Raw genomic sequence first — 21,928 nt, 5'->3', positions numbered from 1 at the left:
TGATTAACAGGAGTGTTTCGCTATGACATCCCGACGAGACTGGCAATTACAGCAACTGGGTATTACCCAGTGGTCGCTACGTCGTCCTGGGGCGTTACAGGGTGAAATCGCAATCTCGCTTCCTGGACATATCCGTCTGGTGATGGTGGCGGAAGCTCTGCCATCACTGACTGAGCCGCTAATCAGCGATATTTTACGTGCGCTGGCCCTCACGCCGGAGCAGGTTATGCAACTGACTCCTGAACGCGTGGCGATGTTGCCGCAGGATGCCCGCTGTAATAGCTGGCGGCTGGGTACTGATGCGCCGTTGCTGTTGGCGGGCGCACAGATATCCTCGCCCGCTTTCGATGAACTTCAGACCAGCACGCCCGCACGCCTGGCGCTCTGGCAACAAATCTGCACACATGAAAACGATTTCTACCCTCAACACGGCTGATTTGCCCCGTGCCTGGCAAATAGAAACACGCGCCCATGCCTTTCCCTGGAGCGAGCAGACGTTTGCCAGCAATCAGGGCGAGCGCTATCTGAACCTTCAGTTAGTGGTGGACGGCGAGATGGCGGCTTTTGCGATTACGCAAATTGTGCTCGACGAGGCGACGCTATTCAATATCGCCGTTGACCCCGCTTTTCAGCGTCGTGGCCTGGGTCGGGAACTGCTGGAACATGTGATTGATGAAGTAGAAAAACGCGGCGTCGTCACGCTGTGGCTGGAGGTGCGCGCGTCTAACGTCGCCGCCATCGCGCTCTATGAAAGCTTAGGCTTTAACGAGGCGACTATTCGCCGCAACTATTACCCCACGGTCGACGGACGTGAGGACGCAATAATTATGGCACTGCCAATCAGTATGTAAGACAAGGTGAGATGATGAAGTGGGACTGGATTTTCTTTGATGCCGACGAAACGCTGTTTACGTTTGATTCGTTTACCGGCTTACAGCGGATGTTTCTCGACTATAGCGTGACCTTCTCCGCTGAGGATTTTCAGGATTACCAGGCCGTGAATAAGCCGCTGTGGGTGGATTATCAAAACGGTGCCATCACCTCCCTTCAGCTTCAGCATCAGCGCTTTGATGGTTGGGCGGAACGCCTGAGCGTGCCGCCTGGTGAGCTGAATGCCGCTTTTATGAATGCGATGGCGGAGATCTGCTCGCCGCTACCGGGCGCGGTGTCGTTGCTCAATGCGCTGCAGGGAAAGGTAAAAATGGGCATCATCACCAACGGCTTTACCTCGCTGCAGCAGACGCGTCTCGAACGAACCGGGCTACGCGATCACTTTGATTTACTGATTATTTCCGAAGAGGTTGGGGTGGCGAAGCCGGATGCGCGCATCTTTGATTGTGCGCTGGCGCTGGCGGGCAATCCGGAGCGCTCGCGGGTTCTGATGGTTGGCGATACGGCGGAGTCTGATATTCGCGGCGGCGTGAATGCCGGGCTGGCGACCTGCTGGTTTAATCCTCACCAGCGCGAGCTGCCTGCGGATCTTCAACCTGACTGGACGGTGACCTCTTTAAGCGAACTGGAGCAACTCCTGTGTAAACACTGATTGCCTCCCCCCCATTGATGGGTAAAATAGCCGCAATTTTTCGTATTCAACATGCGTGGCGCATAGCCGTGCTTACTCAAGAAGATTGAACTATGACGTTGTCTCCTTTTTTGCAGGAGGTGGCCAAGCGCCGCACTTTTGCCATTATTTCTCACCCGGATGCCGGTAAAACCACCATCACCGAAAAGGTGCTGTTATTCGGACAGGCTATCCAGACCGCCGGTACTGTTAAAGGCCGTGGTTCCAGCCAGCATGCGAAATCCGACTGGATGGAGATGGAAAAACAGCGTGGTATCTCCATTACCACCTCCGTGATGCAGTTTCCGTATCACGACTGCCTGGTGAATCTTTTAGATACTCCGGGGCACGAAGATTTCTCGGAAGATACCTATCGTACTCTGACGGCGGTGGACTGCTGCCTGATGGTTATCGATGCCGCGAAAGGCGTTGAGGACCGGACCCGTAAGCTGATGGAAGTTACCCGTCTGCGCGATACGCCGATCCTGACCTTTATGAACAAACTTGACCGTGACATCCGCGATCCGATGGAAGTGCTGGATGAAGTTGAGCGCGAGCTGAAAATCGGCTGTGCGCCGATCACCTGGCCAATTGGCTGCGGTAAGCTATTCAAGGGGGTTTACCATCTATATAAAGATGAAACCTACCTGTACCAGACCGGTAAAGGCCATACCATTCAGGAAGTTCGCATCGTTAAGGGCCTGAACAATCCGGAACTGGATGCGGCCGTTGGCGAAGACCTGGCGCAGCAGCTGCGCGATGAGCTGGAGCTGGTGCAGGGCGCGTCCAACGAGTTCGATAAAGAGCTGTTCCTGGCCGGTGAAATTACTCCGGTATTCTTCGGTACCGCCTTGGGTAACTTCGGCGTAGATCATATGCTGGACGGCCTTGTGGAATGGGCGCCTGCGCCGATGCCGCGCAAAACCGATACCCGCCTGGTCGAAGCGCAGGATGAGAAGTTCTCCGGCTTCGTGTTTAAAATTCAGGCCAATATGGACCCGAAACACCGTGACCGCGTGGCTTTCATGCGCGTAGTTTCCGGCAAGTACGAAAAGGGCATGAAAATGCGCCAGGTTCGAATCGGTAAAGACGTGGTTATCTCCGATGCGCTGACCTTTATGGCCGGTGACCGCTCGCATGTTGAAGAGGCGTATCCGGGCGATATTCTCGGTCTGCATAACCACGGTACGATTCAGATCGGCGACACCTTTACGCAAGGTGAGATGATGAAGTTCACCGGTATTCCGAACTTCGCCCCGGAACTGTTCCGTCGTATCCGCCTGAAAGATCCGCTAAAGCAAAAACAGCTGCTGAAGGGGCTGGTACAGCTTTCTGAAGAAGGTGCGGTGCAGGTATTCCGTCCGATTGCCAATAACGATCTGATAGTGGGTGCCGTCGGTGTGCTGCAGTTTGATGTGGTCGTTTCCCGCCTGAAGAGTGAGTACAACGTTGAGGCTATCTACGAGTCCGTTAACGTGGCGACGGCGCGCTGGGTAGAGTGTTCAGACGTGAAGAAATTCGAGGAATTCAAGCGTAAGAACGAAATTCAGTTAGCCCTTGATGGCGGTGATAACCTCACTTATATCGCCCCAACGATGGTTAACCTGAATCTGACGCAGGAACGTTATCCTGACGTTCAGTTCCGTAAAACTCGCGAGCACTAATTGCCTCAGGAGCGCGGCTTTCACCGCGCTCCACGTTGTTTTTCCTTCTGTTTGACCTTTCTGGAAAGTTCTTAATTCTTACCGTTTTGCGCGTTTTTTTACGCTCTCCTGCCGCACTCTCTCGTGTTTCTACTACATTTAATAAGTAATTTTTGGAAACTTAGCTTAATAGACTACTTATTTTGCTTTACCTGTTTAGAAATAACGAGGAACTCACAATGACAAGACCAAAGAACGCCAGGACAGCACTGGCCCTCCTCTTAGGCTCAGCCATCATCAGCACCTCGGCATATGCGGAAAGCTCGACGGTTGATAGCGCAAAATCTGCTGCCAGTAGCGCGGGGCAAGCTGTTGATAGCTCGATGAACAAAGTCGGGAATTTTATGGACGATAGCACCATTACTGCCAGAGTGAAGGCGGCGCTTATCGATCATAAAGATATTCGCAGTACTGATATCTCTGTGAAGACCGAGAGCAAAGTCGTCACGCTGAGCGGTACGGTCGATAGCACAACGCAGCAAGAGCAGGCGGTTAGCGTGGCGAAAGGGGTTGAAGGCGTGACCTCGGTTAACGACAAACTTAGCGTGCAGAATGAGAAGTCTGCTTCACTGAAGGGCTATGCCGGTGACACGGCGGTAACCAGCGAAATTAAAGCTAAACTATTAGCTGACGATATCGTGCCATCACGAAATGTGACGGTGGAAACCACTGATGGCGTCGTGCACTTATCCGGCACAGTGGCTTCCAGCAAGCAGTCAGACCGCGCGGAAGATATCGCTAAAGCCGTTTCCGGCGTCAAAAGCGTGAAGAACGATCTTAGCGTTAAATAAATCCATTATTAAAAGAATTTATTCTGCGGCCTTTCCGCAGGATGTGTAGCACCACAGGGTTGTGTATGCGCGGCCTGAGTGCGCAGAAAATCGACCGTCATTAACTATGGTAAGGAGAGACGTATGTTTAGATGGGGCATTATTTTTCTGGTGATCGCGTTAATTGCCGCTGCTCTGGGCTTTGGTGGACTGGCGGGTACCGCTGCCTGGGCTGCTAAAATTGTTTTCATCGTCGGTATTATTCTGTTTCTTGTCAGCCTTTTTACCGGCCGTCGGCGTCCCTAGACGTTAACCCGTGAAATACCGTCTTACATAAAGCCAGTCAATGTGACTGGCTTTCGCAGTTTCAGGGCGTGAAAAATTGCGTTACCTTTATTTTATATAATAAGTAAGACAGGAAAGCAGGGTGGGACATCGCATTCCCGTAACGCTGGGCAATATCACGCCATTATCTGTAAAACCCTTTCAGCCGGGCAAACTTGCGCTAGTGTGCGAAGGGGGGGGACAGAGAGGGATTTTTACCGCCGGGGTTCTGGACGAATTTATGCGCGCGGGATTCAACCCTTTCGACATGATGTTTGGCACCTCTGCCGGGGCGCAAAATCTGTCGGCCTACATGTGCAACCAGCCTGGCTATGCCCGCAAAGTCATCACGCGCTATACCACTGCCCGCGAGTTTTTCGACCCAATGCGCTTTGTGCGCGGCGGTAATCTTATTGATCTCGACTGGCTGGTGGACAGCACCGCGAAAAAGATGCCGCTGGCGATGACCTACGCTGAAGATCGTTTTGCTCAGGGGAAACAGTTCTGGATGTGTGCCTGCCGCGGTGATGACTATACGCCGAATTATTTTGCGCCAACCCAGCAGACCTGGCTTGACCTGATTCGAGCCTCCAGTGCCATTCCGGGTTTTTATCGTAGCGGCGTGATGCTGGATGGAGTGAGCTATCTTGATGGCGGCGTCAGCGATGCGATCCCTGTCCAGGAAGCTGCCCGCCGTGGGGCGCAAACGATCGTAGTGATCCGCACGGTTCCTTCCCAGATGTACTATACCCCGCAGTGGTTTAAACGTATGGAGCGCTGGCTTGGGGAAAGCAGCCTACAGCCGTTCGTGAACCTGGTGCAGCATCATGAATCGACTTATCGTTCCACGCAGCAGTTTATTGAGAAACCGCCGGGCAAGCTGCGCATTCTGGAGATTTATCCGCAGAAGCCACTGAAAAGTATGGCATTGGGAAGCCGCCTTCCCGCTTTGCTGGAGGACTACAAGACCGGACGCCAATGCGGACGTTATTTCCTCGCTACGGTTGGTAAACTGCTGGCCGACAGGCCGCCGCTGCTGCGTCATGCGCCGCGAATTGCCGTGCCCAAAACGGTGGTAGTCCCGCCGGCTCCGGTAGCAAATGAGGTCCTTCAGGCTCCGATTGTTGCGGCACCGCAGGCCAACGACCCCAGCTTTAATAATGAGGATCTGGCGTGACTTTGCGATTTATTGATACCCATTGCCACTTCGACTTTCCCCCTTTTACCGGCGACGAAACCGCCAGCATTGCCCGAGCGGTGCAGGCTGGGGTCACGCAGATTGTGGTTCCGGCCATAGAAGCAGACAACTTTGAGCGCGTATTGGCGCTAGCGGAGCAACATAACGCGCTCTACGCCGCGCTCGGCTTACATCCCATCGTGATTGAGCGGCATGACGAGAGTAGCCTGGAGCAACTTGAGGTCTATTTGGCTCAACGCCCCAGCAAGCTGGTTGCAGTCGGTGAAATTGGCCTCGATCTCTATCGCGAAGATCCACAATTTGAACGTCAACTTAGCGTATTTGAGGTGCAATTGCGCCTGGCGAAACGCTATGATCTGCCAGTAATCCTTCACTCCAGGCGTACTCACGATAAGTTGGCGATGTTGCTGAAAAAACATGCCTTGCCGCGAACCGGCGTGGTGCACGGCTTTGCTGGCAGCTTGCAGCAGGCGGAGCGTTTTGTGCAGCTCGGCTATAAAATTGGCGTGGGCGGCACGATTACCTACCCGCGCGCCAGTAAAACCCGCGATGTTATGGCGCAACTGCCGCTTTCGGCGCTGCTGTTGGAGACCGATGCGCCGGATATGCCATTAAATGGCTTTCAGGGGCAGCCGAACCGACCAGAGCAGGCTGCTCGCGTTTTCGCCACCCTGTGTGAGCTGCGCCAGGAGTCTGCGAATGAAATCGCTAATGCTCTGATTCATAATACAAAAGAGGTTTTTTCTATCCTGTGATGCTCTGCTGAGTGATTTAGATCTCATTCTTACCTTTTTATCTCATTGTTTTGCTTAAAATGTGTGAGCTGAGACGGGCGTGATGGTTCCATGTCGTTATAATCGCGAGGTTTTAAGGCTGAACTATCAATACACAGGGACTCTGTATGCAAATTCTCATGGGACTTATCGGCATGGTGGTGCTGTTAGCCATCGCTGTGCTTCTCTCCAGTAATCGAAAAGCCATCAACCTTCGTACTGTCCTCGGTGCCTGGATCCTCCAGGTGGGGATCGGTGCGCTAATTCTCTACGTACCGGCCGGGCGTACGGCGCTGCTGGCTATGTCGAACGGCGTTGCTAACGTCATTGCTTACGGCAACGAGGGCATCAGCTTTATTTTTGGCGGGCTGGTTTCCGATAAGATGTTTGAGGTATTCGGTGGCGGTGGGTTTGTTTTTGCTCTGCGCGTTCTGCCGGTCATCGTTTTCTTCTCCTCGCTGATCGCCGTACTTTACTATCTCGGCATTATGCAGTTTGTCATCCGCATTCTCGGCGGAGCGCTGCGTGCGGTGCTGAAAACTTCGCGCACGGAATCGCTCTCCGCGACGGCGAATATCTTCGTCGGCCAAACCGAAGCGCCGCTGGTGGTACGTCCTTATATTGCGACCATGACCCGCTCTGAACTGTTTGCGGTGATGTGTGGCGGTCTGGCCTCTGTTGCGGGGTCGGTTCTTGCAGGTTATGCCCAGATGGGCGTGCCGCTGGAATATCTGATTGCCGCTTCGTTTATGGCGGCACCGGGCGGTCTGCTGTTCGCGAAGATTATCGTGCCGGAAACCGAGCAGCCTCGGGACAATACGGCGGTGGAGAAAAATGACGCCGATCCAGAGGCTCCGGCAAACGTTCTGGACGCTGCCGCGTCCGGTGCCGCTTCCGGGATGCAGCTGGCGCTTAACGTGGGCGCGATGTTGCTGGCGTTTATCGCGCTGATCGCGCTGGTCAACGGTATTCTCTCCGGCGTAGGTGGCTGGTTTAACCATCCGGACCTGTCGCTGCAAATGATCCTTGGCTGGGTCTTCTCGCCGCTGGCGTGGGTGATTGGCGTACCGTGGAGCGAGGCAACCGTTGCTGGTTCATTTATCGGCCAGAAGCTGATCATTAACGAGTTTGTTGCTTATATGAACTTTGGCGAATATCTCAAGGCTGATGCCGAGGTGGCCGCTGCTGGCTTGCAGGTGATTTCAACGCAAACCAAGGCCATCATCTCCTTTGCTTTGTGTGGTTTTGCCAACCTGTCGTCGATAGCGATTCTGATTGGCGGGTTGGGCGGTATGGCTCCCAGCCGCCGCCAGGAAATTGCTCAATTGGGCATGCGGGCCGTTGCGGCGGGTACGCTCTCTAACCTGATGAGCGCCACAATTGCCGGCGTATTCCTCGCGTTATAACTTCGCTGTTAACTCCCTGGATGCCAGCGGCAATGTCGCCGCTGGCATCTCTCTTCTGATTGTTAAAATTCCATCATTTTTTAATTGAAATAAAATCATTAATTATCAATTGATAATGGATTCAATGGTTTTTTTCGCACAAAATGTGCGCACCGATGTCGAGTTATAGTGAGTTTTTATGTTATTATAATAACATTATCGCAGGCTCAAGAATCCTGATTATGCTTAAAGAGAGTTTCGGGCTTGTGATGCATCTGTTGAGCTTTATTATGTGATTTTTATCACGTTACAGTAATGCAAATTAGTAATAAGTTTTCATTAACTGTGATGTATATCGAAGTGTGACTGCGAGGTGATGTTACAATAGTAACAGACTCGCAAGGTGAACAAACTTTAAATCGGCAATAGGCCGTCGGAGTATGAAATGACAGATTTATCTGCAAGCAGCCTGCGCGCGTTGAAATTGATGGACCTGACCACCCTGAATGATGACGACACTAATGAAAAGGTGATCGCCCTGTGTCATCAGGCAAAAACTCCGGTAGGTAACACCGCTGCGGTTTGTATCTACCCGCGCTTTATCCCCATTGCGCGTAAAACGCTGAACGAGCAGGGTACCCCGGACATCCGCATTGCGACAGTCACCAACTTCCCGCACGGTAACGATGATATTGATATCGCGCTGGCGGAAACCCGTGCGGCAATTGCCTACGGTGCCGATGAAGTAGACGTCGTGTTCCCTTATCGCGCCCTGATTGCTGGCAATGAGCAGGTTGGTTTTGACCTGGTGAAAGCCTGTAAAGAAGCCTGTGCGGCGGCAAACGTGCTGCTGAAAGTGATTATCGAAACCGGCGAGCTGAAAGAAGAAGCGCTGATTCGCAAAGCTTCTGAAATCTCTATCAAGGCCGGTGCGGATTTCATCAAAACGTCAACAGGTAAAGTGCCGGTAAACGCCACACCGGAAAGTGCTCGCATCATGCTGGAAGTTATTCGCGATATGGGTGTGGAAAAAACCGTTGGTTTCAAACCGGCTGGCGGGGTGCGTAGCGCAGAAGACGCGCAGCAATTCCTCGCCATTGCCGACGAACTGTTCGGTGCCGACTGGGCTGATTCTCGCCACTACCGCTTTGGCGCATCCAGCCTGCTGGCAAGCCTGCTGAAAGCGCTGGGCCATGGGGACGGCAAGAGCGCAAGCAGCTACTAATTACTCGTCATACTTCAAGCCGCAGGTGCGTTAGCTGCACTCCCTCACCCCAGTCACTTACTGTAGTAAGCTCCTGGGGATGAGTTCCCTTGCCGCCTTCCTGCGACTCGAATTATTTAGAGTAATCATTCATTGCAGTGGGTTTTCCGCTGCATTTAACCTGATTAATCGGGGGTTACCGTGTTTCTCGCACAAGAAATAATTCGTAAAAAACGTGATGGTCATGCGCTGAGCGATGAAGAAATTCGCTTTTTCATCAACGGCATCCGCGATAACACCATCTCAGAAGGCCAGATCGCCGCGCTAGCTATGACCATCTTTTTCCACGATATGTCTATGCCAGAACGGGTTTCGCTGACCATGGCGATGCGGGATTCAGGAACCGTTCTTGACTGGAAGAGCCTTAATCTCAACGGTCCGATCGTCGATAAGCACTCCACCGGCGGCGTAGGTGATGTTACCTCACTGATGTTGGGGCCAATGGTCGCAGCTTGCGGCGGCTATGTGCCGATGATTTCCGGGCGCGGTCTCGGTCATACCGGTGGCACCCTCGACAAACTGGAAGCGATTCCGGGCTTTGATATCTTCCCGGACGACAGCCGTTTTCGTGAAATTATTCAAGACGTCGGAGTGGCGATTATTGGGCAGACCAGCTCGCTCGCACCGGCGGATAAACGTTTTTATGCCACCCGTGACATTACCGCGACGGTGGACTCCATCCCGCTGATTACCGCTTCGATTCTGGCCAAAAAACTGGCTGAAGGTCTGGACGCGCTGGTCATGGATGTGAAAGTCGGTAGCGGCGCGTTTATGCCGACCTACGAGCTTTCCGCTGCGCTGGCCGAAGCGATCGTTGGCGTTTCTAACGGTGCGGGCGTGCGCACCACCGCACTGCTGACCGACATGAACCAGGTGCTGGCTTCCAGCGCCGGTAACGCGGTGGAAGTGCGTGAAGCGGTACAATTCCTGACGGGTGAATACCGCAACCCGCGCCTGTTCGATGTCACCATGGCGCTGTGCGTTGAAATGCTGATTTCCGGCAAGCTGGCGGATAACGACGCTGATGCGAGGGCAAAACTGCAGACGGTACTGGATAACGGTAAAGCTGCAGAAGTCTTTGGTCGAATGGTCGCTGCGCAGAAAGGGCCGAACGATTTTATCGAAAACTACGACAACTACCTGCCAACCGCGATGCTGAGTAAAGCGGTCTACGCCGAAAGTGCTGGCTTTGTCGCACAAATGGACACTCGGGCGCTGGGTATGGCGGTGGTATCCATGGGCGGCGGTCGCCGTCAGGCATCGGATTTGATTGATTACAGCGTGGGTTTCACCGATGTAGTTCGCCTTGGCGACAGCGTAGACACGCAGCGGCCGCTGGCGGTTATCCATGCTAAGGATGAAAACAGCTGGCAGGAAGCCGCCAAAGCAGTCAAAGCGGCTATTAAACTCGACGATAAAGCGCCCGAAATTACGCCAACGGTCTATCGTCGTATCACCGAATAGTTATATACTGATCTGATCGCTTTTTTGCAGCGCAAAAGGTACGGAGAATAATATGAAACGTGCATTTATTATGGTGCTGGACTCCTTCGGCATCGGTGCGACTGAAGACGCTGACCGCTTTGGCGACGTAGGTTCAGACACCATGGGCCATATTGCAGAAGCTTGCGCCAAAGGCGAGGCTGATAACGGTCGCAAAGGCCCGCTGAATTTGCCTAACCTGACTCGTCTGGGTCTGGTGAAAGCACATGAAGGTTCTACCGGCAAAATTGCCGCCGGAATGGACGGTAATGCGGAAGTGATTGGCGCTTACGCTTGGGCGCATGAACTCTCTTCCGGTAAAGATACGCCGTCAGGCCACTGGGAAATCGCCGGTGTGCCGGTTCTGTTCGAGTGGGGTTACTTCCCGGAGCATGAAAACAGCTTCCCGCAGGAGTTGTTGGATAAACTGGTTAAGCGCGCTAATTTGCCGGGCTATCTCGGCAATTGCCACTCTTCCGGTACCGTTATCCTCGACCAACTGGGCGAAGAGCATATGAAAACCGGCAAGCCGATTTTCTATACCTCTGCTGACTCGGTATTCCAGATTGCCTGCCATGAAGAGACTTATGGTCTCGATAAACTCTACGAGCTGTGTGAAATCGCCCGTGAAGAGCTGACCGAAGGCGGCTACAACATCGGTCGCGTTATCGCACGTCCGTTTATCGGTGATAAAGCGGGTAACTTCCAGCGTACTGGCAACCGCCATGACCTGGCCGTTGAGCCACCTGCGGCGACCGTGCTGCAGAAGCTGGTCGACGAGAAAAATGGTCAGGTCGTTTCTGTCGGTAAAATCGCCGATATCTACGCCAACTGCGGTATCACTAAAAAAGTGAAAGCGACCGGCCTGGATGCGCTGTTTGATGCCACCATCAAAGAGATGAAAGAAGCGGGTGACGAGACCATCGTCTTCACTAACTTCGTCGACTTCGACTCTTCCTGGGGCCATCGTCGTGATATCGCTGGTTACGCCGCCGGACTGGAATTGTTCGATCGCCGTCTGCCTGAGCTGATGGAGCTGGTGGGTGAAGATGATATTCTGATCCTGACCGCCGACCACGGCTGCGACCCTAGCTGGACCGGTACTGACCATACCCGTGAACACATTCCGGTGCTGGTTTATGGCCCGAAAGTGAAGCCGGGCTCGCTTGGTCACCGTGAAACCTTTGCGGATATCGGCCAGACCCTGGCGACCTACTTCGGTACGTCGCCAATGGAATACGGCAAAAACATGCTGTGATTATTTGGGCGGGAACATTTTCCGCCCTTCATCTATTTAAAATATAAAGGAAATTACGATGGCTACCCCACATATTAATGCAGAAATGGGTGATTTCGCTGATGTTGTGCTGATGCCGGGCGACCCGCTGCGTGCGAAGCACATTGCAGAAACTTTCCTTGAAGACATTCGTGAAGTGAACAGCGTGCGCGGCATGCTGGGCTTCACCGGTACCTATAAAGGCCGCAAAATTTCTGTTATGGGCCACGGCATGGGTATCCCATCCTGCTCCATTTACGCGAAAGAGTTGATTACCGACTTCGGCGTCAAAAAAATCATCCGCGTGGGCTCCTGCGGTGCCGTGCGTATGGACGTTAAGTTACGTGACGTGGTTATCGGTATGGGTGCTTGCACCGACTCTAAAGTTAACCGTATGCGTTTTAAAGACCATGACTTCGCGGCAATCGCAGACTTTGGTATGGTGCGTAACGCGGTTGATGCGGCAAAAGCGCTGGGCGTTGACGCGCGCGTCGGTAACATCTTCTCTGCTGACCTGTTCTATGCACCGGACGGCGGCGAGATGTTCGACGTGATGGAGAAATACGGCATTCTGGGCGTAGAAATGGAAGCGGCCGGTATCTACGGCGTCGCTGCGGAGTTCGGGGCGAAAGCGCTGACTATCTGCACCGTATCTGACCATATCCGTACCCACGAGCAGACCAGCGCTGCTGAGCGTCAGACGACCTTCAACGATATGATCAAAATCGCGCTGGAATCCGTTCTGCTGGGCGATAAAGAGTAAGTATTGTGTCGCCCGGTAGCGCTGCGTTTACCGGGCCTGCGCAAAAACCTGTAGGCCGGATAAGGCGTAGCCGCCATCCGGCTTATTTTTTATCGAAGTATTTATCCATACTTTTCATTGTGATGTGATTTTAATTTATTCAGATATCTATTCAGCTATCTATTCATGCAGTTCGACCTTGCATCCATGATGGACATACAAGCAGGGCCTCCGGGCATCCATAAATTTCAGCCATGCGGCTTCTCACAGCAGTGCTTATTTGTTCTTTTTTTTGGGTATACGGATTTAATGGTTGATGGGGCACCTTCACCCCATCAATCTGATACCACCCTCAGATGGTTGATAGATCGACTCCGTAGTTGAGTTCCTCTGCGAAGTCCGGCAGTCCGTAACCGATGGTTTTCTTGTAGAAAGGAGAGACCTTCGCAGTCGGTGCCTTCTTCTTGTGCTTCGTGGTGTAGAGCATTCGTGCCCGCATCACCTCGAAGGAGTAACCGCGCCCTTCACGGTTCTTGTCCTTGGCCAGTCGGTTGATGGACTCCGTGTAAGCGTTGGTGACGGGCATGTCCGTCTCGAAGTAGGTCATGGTCTCTTCGCGCCAGTTTCCCACTGCCCTGACCAGATCGCTCCAGACTTCCTTTTGGCCCTTCGGGATGGTGGCTATCCACTCGTCCAGGGCGGCTTCTGCCTGGAGCCGTGTGGTGGCGTCCCAGATGCCGTAGAAGCGCTCCTTGTGCTCGTAGGCGGCCAGCAGTTGCGGGAACGCGCCTGTCCAGGTCTCCATGATGAGGCGCTCCCGGTCTGAGACTTCGTGAGCGCGTTTCAGCAGGATTTTCCGGTCTCCCTTGAGAGTCCGGCTCTGGGACGGTTTCAGCTCCTTTCTGAGGCCCTTGCGCACTCTCTCTAGGGCATCGTTGGCCATGCGCACCACATGGAACTTATCGACCACGATACGGGCCTGGGGCAGCACAGCCTTGACCGCTGCCCGGTAGGGGTTCCACATGTCCATGCTGACGATCTCGACCTTCTGCCGGTCTTTCAGCTTCATCAGGTAGTTGGTCACCACGTCCTGGCGGCGGGTGGCCAGCAGGTCGAGCAGGGTTCGCTCCTCAATGTTGGTCAGAATGCAGCGGTAGCGCTTGTTCAGGTATAGCTCGTCAATGCCCAGGATGCGGGGCGTCTCGAAGCGGTGCCAGCGCCCCAGGAACTCGGCGCGGGCGTTGAAGATGTCGCGCACCGTCTTCTCGTCCAGGCCGGTCTGTGCCGCCACAAAGGTGTAGGGGTGGTTGAAGGATTCCTTCTCCACGTACTCATGCAGCCGCAGTGTCATACGGAATCCGTCCACCATCTCCGGTAGCTGGGGCCTGAATGTTGTCTTGCAGGCCCGGCAGGTGTATCGGCGGCGGACCACCCAGAGAGTGACCCGCTTGCCGTGGATGGGCAGATCACGATAGGGAACGTCACGCTTGCCGAACCGTACGAACTCACCCTGCACGCCGCATTCCTCGCAGGCGATGGGATCGGGCACGTCCACCTGGAAGTGCATTTCGTCGTCGGTTGATTTGCAGCCCAGTACTTGGTATTGCGGCAGGTGAAGGATGTTGTCGGGAAGTTCGGTCATGGTGTTGTATAGGCGTAGGTGTCAGTCAGATCCATCCGACTCGGCATTGGTGTTTGCTTTTTTACCCAACAAGCTGCTGGAAACGAAAAGTAAGGCACCGAGGACAATTGCAATATCAGCCAGGTTGAAGGCCGGCCAATGCCAGTCTCGCCAATAGAAATCAAAGGAATCCACAACATAGCCGCGAAAGACCCGGTCAATCAGGTTGCCCATGGCGCCACCGAGGATAAGACTGTAAGCGATGGCTTCTCCTTTATGACGATTTTCAAGGATCAGCTTGATCAGAAAAATCGAGACCACTACCGCGATTCCGATAAAAAAGTAGCGCTGCCAGCCTCCACCATTCGCAAAAAGACTGAATGCGGCACCGGTGTTCCATAGGTGCACCCAGTTAAAGAACGGGGTCACCGAAACATACTCGCCATAGGCCATTGATTGCTGCACCAGCCACTTTACAGCCTGATCAGACGCTGCCAGCAGGCCCGATATGGACAATAGGGCATACGGCGAGAGCTTTTTGCCAATAATGAGCATTATTTAACCCTTCAACGCCAAAATGCGTCTGGCACCGTTAAGTACAATGCCCCCCGCGATGGTGCCGATAATCAGATCCGGATAATTGGAACCGGTCCACGCGACCAGGGCGCCGGCGGTGATGACCCCCAGGTTGATCACCACGTCGTTGGCCGAGAATATCCAGCTTGCCTTCATGTGCGCCCCGCCTTCCCGATGTTTGGATATGAGCAGCAGACAACTGGTATTGGCAATCAATGCGACGAATGCGATAGCCATCATCACCAGCGATTCAGGCTCACTACCGAATACAAAGCGTCTCACCACCTCTACGAGCACGCCCACAGCCAAGATCAGTTGCAGTACACCAGCAAGATGCGCGGCACGTACCTGCATTTTCACGCTATGTCCAACCGCATAAAGGGCAAGCCCGTACACCGCCGCATCGGCAAAATTGTCCAGGGATTCTCCAATCAGGCCGGTGGACCGGGCGATCAGACCGGCAGTCATTTCCACCACGAACAGAAGTGCATTGATGCCGAGCAACCAGCGCAGGGTCCCGGATTCTTGCTTAGCAGAAGCTGCCGAAAACTCGGCGGCCTTGATGGTCTCCGGATTTGCAGCGACGGTTTCCTGAAGCGAGGCGCCTAGCCCCAAGGTCTTCAGTTTCGAGGTGACGGGCTCGACCTCGCCGTCATGCACGACCTTCAGCCGGCGGTTCGACAAGTCGAAGGACAGCGCCCGAATCTCCTCAAAGCCGTTCAGGGCTAGGCGAATCATTCGTTCTTCTGATGGACAGTCCATCTTCGGCACGGCATAAACACTGACCCATCTCCCTGGCGCCTCGGAGGAGGCCTGTATATCGGTATCCGCTGCGGACGTTGCATCACCGCCACAGGCGCCACCACAGGATTTGCTCATGATACGACTCCACTTGAACAATGTTGTGGTACCATTTTAAACTATAAAGCTACTATAAGGTCAATAGAGTAAAGAATCCGTTGGGGAGGAGGCTGATGCGCATTGGTCAGTTGGCGCAGTTGGTAGGGGTCGAAACACAGACGATCCGCTTCTATGAACAGCAGGGCTTGTTGCCGCCGCCTGATCGGCAGGACAACGGTTACCGTGTCTATACCGAGAAGCATGGTGAGGGGCTGGCCTTCATCCGTCGCTGCAGAATCCTGGGCCTGTCACTGGCTGAGATTCACGAACTACAGAGCTATCAGGACGACCCTCATCAGCCTTGTACCGCCGTCAACGCCTTGCTCGATGATCACATCTCTCATGTGCGGTCGCAGATAACCGCTCTGCAAGCGCTTGAGAAACAACTCGTTTCACTGAGAGCGAGTTGCAACGATGACCGGGAAGTTGAGGCGTGTGGGGTTCTTGCTGGAATTAGCGAAGGAAACATGCACCAGCAGTAGGTGAAGCATCAACCAGATAATCCGATGAGATGCCGGTCTGTCTCACTCTCATGCAAAGGTAAGATCAACCATTTAATCCGCTTACCCTTTTTTTTCAATACGAGCAAGTGATTCCGGGGTGATGTTCAACATTTTTGCTGCATCAGTACGAGATAAGTGTTTATAGATACGCACCGCAGCAAGCCACGATACTTTTTGCTGAGCCATGACGAGCGCAACAGCTTGCTCTTGTTTTATCGCGTCAATCATGCAGCCATTCCTTTAAGTGGGAGAAATGATGAACTGACAAGGAATGAAGGTGCCATGCTCTGGAAGAGTCGTTACCTCACCGCCCCGGCAATCCACGCCGATAGCTCCCGCAGCTCTTTCTCCTGCTCCGGGAAATCCCGTAATAATGCATCGCACTCCTGCTGCAGCCTATCAGCGCGATACAGGCAGCCCTGCAATCTGGCGGCCAGCGCTTCCAGCGGGGCTGGGTTCAGGCTGTCGGTAAAGACCTGAGTTCGCGTGATATGGCCTTTCTCGACGTCGAAATGCAACTCTACGCCACCCCAGGTAAATCGCTCGTCCAGCAGGTGAGAGAAGGCGGGCGCCTGGCCAAAGTTCCACTCCCAACTGCTCTGACGGGCAAAGGTATCGGCAAAATTTGGCAGATCCGGCATTTTATCAGGAGAGATAATTTCAGCCTCAACGCGTTCGCCATAGTGGGCAAAGAATGCCTCCTGAATCGCCTCGCAGACCCGCTGATGCGTAATGCCTGGCAGCAGCTCGACCAGATTCGCCACGCGCCCGCGCACGGAGGTGATCCCTTTTGCCTGTAGCTTTTTCTTATCGGGATTCAGATAGTTAGCCAGACGACTCAAGTCCGCGTTCAGCAGTAGGGTGCCGTGGTGAAAGCCGCGATCCATTGTTTCGCGATAGGCGGAGCCGGAGACCTTGCGGTCGCCCTCGGCGGTTTTCACCACCAGATCGTTGCGCCCGGAGGCCTCCGCCGTGACCCCCAGCGAATTCAGCGCCGTCAGGACAATATTGGTGGAGACCGTCTTATCGTACTCCGGTTTACCGGCCATAAAGGTGAAGCAGGTATTGCCCAGATCGTGGAACACCGCGCCGCCGCCGCTGCTGCGGCGCGCCAGGCGTACGTTGTCTTCTTCCATACGCCGGGTATTGCACTCTTTCCATGGGTTTTGCGCGCGGCCGATAACCACCGTATCGGCATTACGCCACAGAAACAGTACCCGTTGCGTGGCGGGCATCTGGCGGAAAATCGACTCCTCAACCGCCAGGTTGAACCACGGGTCGTAGGAGTCGGAGAGCAGCAGGCGCAGCGTGGACATAGCGATTTCCTTATTCTGATTCATCTTTATCTTCATCCTGCACCGGCTTATTGGCGGTGAGCAGGAAAGGGGATTGCTGCCAGCGGGTACGTTTACCTTGCAGCAGAGTTCGCGTCAGCACCACGCCGATGGCCAGCGACAGCAGTAGCATCAGGCGTAAGATATTGGTGGTATTATCCACTTGCTGGGCTTCGGTGGCTAACGTATGGGTATCCAGCGTCAAGCGCAGATAGCCGAGGGGGCCGTTTTTACCCTGAATGGGTTCTACGATTTGCTGATTGAAGTAACCGCCCGCTTTTTTACCGTCCAGCGCCAGCCGATCGCGTACCTCGATGCTTTCGCCGGAACGCGCGACCAGGTCGCCCTGTTCGTCATAAACGCCAGCATCCAGTATCCGACTTTTGTGGGTAAGCTGCTCCAGCAGCTGGCTAATCCGCTTTTCATCGGGCGTTTCGTTACGCATCAGCGGTGACAGGTTTAACGTTACCTGTTGAGCGAGCGTGCGAGCCAGTTCTTCTAACTGCGGGTTGCGCTGCTTTTGACTATTCTGGCTGAACCACGACGCACCCTGCATCAGGGCGACGAGGAGCGCGAGACAGATTAGAACAATAACAGCGCGGTGCAGCCGGAATTTAAGTTTTGCGCGTACCATATTCCACCTTTGAAAATTTGCAGCTTAATGTTGCCAGAAGCGCTGGTTACAAGGTAGCCTCATGCGTTATTTTCCTCGCCTGAATGAAGTGATGTGGAGCCGTGATGCCAAACAGTTTGACCTGGTGCGACCTGCCTGAAGATGTTTCCCAGTGGCCTGGATTGCCGCTTTCCCTGAGCGGTGATGAGGTCATGCCGTTGGATTACCATGCTGGACGCAGCGGCTGGCTGCTGTATGGCCGCGGCCTTAACAAGCGTCGTCTGACGGAATGGCAGCGTGAGCTGGGCGCAGCGCTGGTTATCGTTGCCTCCTGGACGGTTGATGACTACCAGGTGATTCGTCTGGCTGGTTCGCTAACGTTACGAGCGACCCGTCTGGCGCATGACGCCGGGCTGGACGTCGCGCCGCTGGGCAAAATCCCCCATTTGCGCACGCCGGGTTTGCTGGTAATGGATATGGACTCGACGGCGATTCAGATTGAGTGCATTGACGAAATCGCCAAACTGGCCGGAACCGGCGAGCTGGTTTCGGAAGTGACGGAACGCGCCATGCGCGGCGAACTTGATTTTACCGCCAGCCTGCGCCAGCGTGTGGCGACGCTGAAAGATGCCGACGCCAATATTTTGTTCCAGGTACGTGAGACTTTGCCGCTGATGCCTGGGCTGACGCAGCTGGTATTGAAGCTGGAAAGTCTCGGCTGGAAAGTGGCCATCGCCTCCGGCGGCTTCACCTTCTTCGCCGAGTATCTGCGCGACAAGCTGCATCTCGACGCGGTGTTTGCCAACGAGCTGGAGATCATGGACGGGAAGCTGACCGGCAACGTCCTTGGCGATATCGTTGATGCCAAATATAAAGCCAATACGCTGCGCAAACTGGCGGAAAAGTATGAGATCCCGTCGGCGCAAACCGTGGCGATTGGCGATGGCGCCAACGATTTGCCGATGATTAAAGCGGCAGGCCTCGGTATCGCCTATCATGCGAAACCAAAAGTGAATGAACTGGCGGAAGTGACAATCCGCCATGCTGACCTGATGGGGGTATTCTGTATTCTCTCCGGCAGCATGAATCAAAAGTAAGAGGTTAACGTGGCGAAAGCTCCAAAACGCGCATTTGTCTGTAATGAATGTGGTGCGGATTATCCGCGCTGGCAGGGGCAGTGCAGCGCCTGTCATGCCTGGAATACCATCACCGAGATGCGCATTGCCGCTTCGCCGCAGGTGGCAAGAAATGAGCGTCTGTCAGGGTACGCCGGTAATGCTGGCGTCTCGAAAGTGCAGAAACTCTCTGAGATCAGCCTGGAAGCGCTGCCGCGTTTTTCGACCGGCTTTAAAGAGTTCGACCGCGTGCTCGGTGGCGGCGTGGTGCCAGGCAGCGCGATTCTGATTGGCGGCAGCCCTGGCGCGGGTAAATCGACGCTGCTGCTGCAAACCCTGTGCAAGCTGTCAGAAGGCATGAAAACGTTGTACGTCACCGGGGAAGAGTCGCTCCAGCAGGTGGCGATGCGCGCTCATCGTTTAGCGCTGCCGACTGCTAATCTCAATATGTTGTCTGAAACCAGCATTGAGCAAATCTGCCAGATTGCTGACGAAGAAAAGCCGCAGCTGATGGTTATCGACTCCATCCAGGTGATGCATATGGCCGACGTGCAGTCGTCGCCGGGCAGCGTGGCCCAGGTACGTGAAACGGCAGCCTATTTAACGCGCTTTGCTAAAACTCGCGGTGTGGCGATTATTATGGTCGGCCACGTCACCAAAGATGGTTCGCTGGCCGGGCCAAAAGTGCTGGAGCACTGTATCGATTGCTCTGTTCTGCTTGATGGTGATGCTGACTCCCGTTTCCGTACTCTGCGCAGCCATAAAAACCGCTTCGGCGCAGTCAATGAGCTGGGCGTATTCGCCATGACCGAGCAGGGCCTGCGTGAGATTAGTAACCCATCGGCCATCTTCCTGAGTCGCGGGGATGAAGTGACCTCCGGTAGTTCGGTGATGGTGGTCTGGGAAGGTACGCGCCCGCTGTTGGTGGAAATCCAGGCGCTGGTCGATCACTCGATGATGTCTAACCCGCGCCGCGTGGCGGTGGGGCTGGAGCAAAACCGTTTGGCGATCCTGCTGGCGGTGCTGCACCGTCACGGCGGCCTGCAGATGGCCGATCAGGATGTGTTCGTTAACGTTGTCGGCGGGGTGAAGGTCACCGAGACCAGCGCCGATCTGGCGCTGCTGCTGGCGATGGTTTCCAGCTTGCGCGACCGACCGCTACCGCAGGATCTGGTGGTCTTCGGCGAAGTGGGGTTGGCAGGCGAAATCCGTCCGGTGCCGAGCGGACAGGAGCGTATTTCAGAAGCGGCTAAACATGGTTTCCGTCGGGCTATTGTTCCGGCGGCCAACGTGCCGAAAAAAGCGCCTGAAGGGATGCAAATCTTTGGCGTTAAGAAGCTTGCGGACGCATTAAGCGTTTTTGACGACTTATAGACATATAATAAGTTAAAAGGAGACTCGCTATGTCGTCATTTGACTATTTAAAAAGCGCCATTAAGCAGAAGGGTTGTACGCTACAGCAGGTGGCGGACGCCAGCGGGATGACAAAAGGCTATTTGAGCCAGCTGCTGAATGCCAAAATTAAAAGCCCGAGCGCGCAGAAGCTGGAAGCGCTGCACCGGTTCCTGGGGCTGGAGTTTCCACGTCGGCAAAAAAGCGTGGGCGTGGTTTTTGGTAAATTTTATCCGCTGCATACCGGGCATATCTATTTGATTCAGCGCGCCTGTAGCCAGGTCGATGAGCTGCATATCATTATGGGTTACGACGATCCTCGCGATCGTGAACTGTTTGAAAAGAGCGCGATGTCGCAGCAGCCGACCGTCCCCGATCGCCTGCGCTGGCTGCTGCAAACCTTTAAGTATCAGAAAAATATTCGCATCCATGCCTTTAATGAAGAGGGCATGGAGCCTTATCCGCACGGCTGGGATGTCTGGAGCCGTGGGATCCGCGCCTTTATGAGCGAGAAGGGTATCGAGCCAAACTGGATCTACACCTCGGAAGAGGCCGATGCGTCGCAGTATCTGGAGCATCTTGGTATCGAAACCGTACTTGTCGATCCGAAACGCACCTTTATGAGCATCAGCGGTGGGCAGATTCGTGAAAACCCGTTCCGCTATTGGGAATATATTCCTACCGAGGTGAAGCCGTTTTTCGTGCGCACGGTAGCGATTCTCGGCGGTGAGTCGAGCGGTAAGTCGACCCTGGTAAATAAGCTATCCAATATCTTTAACACCACCAGCGCCTGGGAATATGGCCGTGATTATGTCTTTTCGCATCTCGGTGGCGATGAGATGGCTTTGCAATATTCCGACTATGACAAGATTGCTCTCGGCCATGCGCAGTATATTGATTTTGCGGTGAAATACGCCAATAAGGTGGCGTTTATCGATACCGATTTCGTCAGCACCCAGGCGTTTTGTCTGAAGTATGAAGGTCGGGAACATCCTTTCGTTCAGGCGCTTATCGATGAGTATCGCTTTGATCTGGTTATCCTGCTGGAAAACAATACGCCTTGGGTGGCCGATGGTCTGCGTAGCCTTGGTAGTTCAGTGGATCGCAAGGAGTTCCAGACGCTACTGGTGTCGCTGCTCAGAGAGAATGAGATCGACTTCGTGCATGTAAAAGAGGCGGATTACGATGCCCGCTTCCTGCGCTGCGTCGAGCTGGTCAAAGAGATGATGGGTGAGCAGGGGTAGTTCAGTTCCTCTGCGGTCTGATGCCCTCACCCCGACCCTCTCCCACGGGGAGAGGGAGAAAACCGACCAGCCCGGTGCAGAGGGCCGATCCCTCGCCCCTTTGGGGAGAGGGAGCAGACATTAAAAAGGGCAACTTGCGTTGCCCTTTTGCT

At 54.2% G+C, this 21,928-nt stretch carries 23 protein-coding genes; 17 read left to right on the top strand and 6 right to left on the bottom strand.

What is annotated here, in order from left to right:
- Window positions 1–22: 22 nt before the first annotated feature.
- The 13 genes from HV213_RS24845 to deoD all read left to right on the top strand — a co-directional run bounded on the left by HV213_RS24845 (window position 23) and on the right by deoD (window position 12,499).
- Window positions 23–436 carry a DNA polymerase III subunit psi gene (locus HV213_RS24845; RefSeq protein ID WP_112215083.1) on the top strand — a complete coding sequence of 138 codons (414 nt, stop codon included), beginning with the start codon at window positions 23–25 and terminating at the stop codon, window positions 434–436.
- On the top strand, window positions 405–851 hold the full coding sequence (rimI, locus tag HV213_RS24840) for a ribosomal protein S18-alanine N-acetyltransferase (protein WP_110272700.1): 447 nt from the start codon (window positions 405–407) through the stop codon (window positions 849–851). Before HV213_RS24845 ends, rimI begins: the two co-directional genes overlap by 32 nt.
- Window positions 852–865: 14 nt before the next feature.
- Window positions 866–1,543, top strand: a complete 678-nt coding sequence (gene yjjG / locus HV213_RS24835) for a pyrimidine 5'-nucleotidase (protein ID WP_181486498.1) — start codon at window positions 866–868, stop codon at window positions 1,541–1,543.
- A gap of 92 nt (window positions 1,544–1,635) precedes the next feature.
- Window positions 1,636–3,225 (top strand): peptide chain release factor 3, encoded by a 1,590-nt coding sequence (gene prfC, locus HV213_RS24830; RefSeq protein ID WP_181483708.1) that lies wholly within the window; start codon window positions 1,636–1,638, stop codon window positions 3,223–3,225.
- A gap of 218 nt (window positions 3,226–3,443) precedes the next feature.
- Complete coding sequence (osmY, locus tag HV213_RS24825; RefSeq protein WP_181483707.1) at window positions 3,444–4,055, top strand: molecular chaperone OsmY; 612 nt, start codon at window positions 3,444–3,446, stop codon at window positions 4,053–4,055.
- A gap of 123 nt (window positions 4,056–4,178) precedes the next feature.
- Window positions 4,179–4,340 (top strand): DUF1328 domain-containing protein, encoded by a 162-nt coding sequence (locus tag HV213_RS24820; protein WP_071200058.1) that lies wholly within the window; start codon window positions 4,179–4,181, stop codon window positions 4,338–4,340.
- A gap of 121 nt (window positions 4,341–4,461) precedes the next feature.
- Window positions 4,462–5,535 (top strand): patatin-like phospholipase family protein, encoded by a 1,074-nt coding sequence (locus tag HV213_RS24815; protein ID WP_110272696.1) that lies wholly within the window; start codon window positions 4,462–4,464, stop codon window positions 5,533–5,535.
- On the top strand, window positions 5,532–6,311 hold the full coding sequence (locus HV213_RS24810; RefSeq protein WP_181483706.1) for a metal-dependent hydrolase: 780 nt from the start codon (window positions 5,532–5,534) through the stop codon (window positions 6,309–6,311). Before HV213_RS24815 ends, HV213_RS24810 begins: the two co-directional genes overlap by 4 nt.
- Before the next feature lie 146 nt (window positions 6,312–6,457).
- Window positions 6,458–7,735, top strand: coding sequence for a NupC/NupG family nucleoside CNT transporter (locus HV213_RS24805; RefSeq protein ID WP_181483705.1), 1,278 nt, complete (start codon window positions 6,458–6,460; stop codon window positions 7,733–7,735).
- Between the two features lie 424 nt (window positions 7,736–8,159).
- The gene (gene deoC / locus HV213_RS24800) at window positions 8,160–8,939 is read left to right on the top strand and encodes a deoxyribose-phosphate aldolase (protein WP_112215076.1); all 780 of its coding nucleotides are present in this window, start codon (window positions 8,160–8,162) and stop codon (window positions 8,937–8,939) included.
- Window positions 8,940–9,119: 180 nt separating this feature from the next.
- A complete protein-coding gene (gene deoA / locus HV213_RS24795; protein ID WP_181483704.1) occupies window positions 9,120–10,442 on the top strand; it encodes a thymidine phosphorylase in 1,323 nt (440 codons plus the stop codon).
- Window positions 10,443–10,494: 52 nt separating this feature from the next.
- Window positions 10,495–11,718 (top strand): phosphopentomutase, encoded by a 1,224-nt coding sequence (gene deoB / locus HV213_RS24790; RefSeq protein WP_181483703.1) that lies wholly within the window; start codon window positions 10,495–10,497, stop codon window positions 11,716–11,718.
- A 58-nt stretch (window positions 11,719–11,776) separates the two neighbouring features.
- Entirely contained in the window at window positions 11,777–12,499 is a 723-nt protein-coding gene (gene deoD / locus HV213_RS24785) for a purine-nucleoside phosphorylase (RefSeq protein WP_181483702.1), read from the top strand.
- A 331-nt stretch (window positions 12,500–12,830) separates the two neighbouring features.
- Here deoD and HV213_RS24780 read toward each other — a convergent pair whose 3' ends face one another.
- The 3 genes from HV213_RS24780 to HV213_RS24770 are packed head-to-tail and all read right to left on the bottom strand — an operon-like array spanning window position 12,831 to window position 15,554.
- On the bottom strand, window positions 12,831–14,120 hold the full coding sequence (locus HV213_RS24780; RefSeq protein WP_004574636.1) for an ISL3-like element ISPpu12 family transposase: 1,290 nt from the start codon (window positions 14,118–14,120) through the stop codon (window positions 12,831–12,833).
- 21 nt (window positions 14,121–14,141) lie between these two features.
- Complete coding sequence (gene lspA / locus HV213_RS24775; RefSeq protein WP_003821921.1) at window positions 14,142–14,654, bottom strand: signal peptidase II; 513 nt, start codon at window positions 14,652–14,654, stop codon at window positions 14,142–14,144.
- A gap of 3 nt (window positions 14,655–14,657) precedes the next feature.
- On the bottom strand, window positions 14,658–15,554 hold the full coding sequence (locus HV213_RS24770; protein ID WP_004364974.1) for a cation efflux transmembrane domain-containing protein: 897 nt from the start codon (window positions 15,552–15,554) through the stop codon (window positions 14,658–14,660).
- A gap of 95 nt (window positions 15,555–15,649) precedes the next feature.
- Here HV213_RS24770 and cadR point away from each other — a divergent pair, with 95 nt between their 5' ends.
- Entirely contained in the window at window positions 15,650–16,057 is a 408-nt protein-coding gene (gene cadR / locus HV213_RS24765) for a Cd(II)/Pb(II)-responsive transcriptional regulator (protein ID WP_004364961.1), read from the top strand.
- Between the two features lie 81 nt (window positions 16,058–16,138).
- Here cadR and HV213_RS24760 read toward each other — a convergent pair whose 3' ends face one another.
- The 3 genes from HV213_RS24760 to HV213_RS24750 all read right to left on the bottom strand — a co-directional run bounded on the left by HV213_RS24760 (window position 16,139) and on the right by HV213_RS24750 (window position 18,046).
- Window positions 16,139–16,306: a hypothetical protein gene (locus tag HV213_RS24760; protein ID WP_181483701.1), complete on the bottom strand. Its 168-nt coding sequence runs from the start codon at window positions 16,304–16,306 to the stop codon at window positions 16,139–16,141.
- A gap of 71 nt (window positions 16,307–16,377) precedes the next feature.
- Window positions 16,378–17,394 carry a lipoate--protein ligase LplA gene (lplA, locus tag HV213_RS24755; protein WP_181486497.1) on the bottom strand — a complete coding sequence of 339 codons (1,017 nt, stop codon included), beginning with the start codon at window positions 17,392–17,394 and terminating at the stop codon, window positions 16,378–16,380.
- Between the two features lie 10 nt (window positions 17,395–17,404).
- On the bottom strand, window positions 17,405–18,046 hold the full coding sequence (locus tag HV213_RS24750; RefSeq protein ID WP_181483700.1) for a YtjB family periplasmic protein: 642 nt from the start codon (window positions 18,044–18,046) through the stop codon (window positions 17,405–17,407).
- Window positions 18,047–18,150: 104 nt separating this feature from the next.
- Here HV213_RS24750 and serB point away from each other — a divergent pair, with 104 nt between their 5' ends.
- From serB to nadR, 3 genes are read left to right on the top strand one after another with little or no spacing between them, the layout of a single operon-like run.
- A complete protein-coding gene (gene serB / locus HV213_RS24745; RefSeq protein WP_181483699.1) occupies window positions 18,151–19,122 on the top strand; it encodes a phosphoserine phosphatase in 972 nt (323 codons plus the stop codon).
- A 9-nt stretch (window positions 19,123–19,131) separates the two neighbouring features.
- Window positions 19,132–20,514, top strand: coding sequence for a DNA repair protein RadA (gene radA / locus HV213_RS24740; protein ID WP_110272687.1), 1,383 nt, complete (start codon window positions 19,132–19,134; stop codon window positions 20,512–20,514).
- Between the two features lie 29 nt (window positions 20,515–20,543).
- Window positions 20,544–21,776 (top strand): multifunctional transcriptional regulator/nicotinamide-nucleotide adenylyltransferase/ribosylnicotinamide kinase NadR, encoded by a 1,233-nt coding sequence (gene nadR / locus HV213_RS24735; RefSeq protein WP_181483698.1) that lies wholly within the window; start codon window positions 20,544–20,546, stop codon window positions 21,774–21,776.
- Window positions 21,777–21,928 lie beyond the last annotated feature (152 nt).

It is taken from the genome of Klebsiella sp. RHBSTW-00484 (assembly GCF_013705725.1).
Taxonomy (GTDB): domain Bacteria; phylum Pseudomonadota; class Gammaproteobacteria; order Enterobacterales; family Enterobacteriaceae; genus Klebsiella.
The sequence above is the reverse complement of the archived record's forward strand: the minus strand, read 5'-3'. Positions and strand labels throughout refer to the sequence as shown.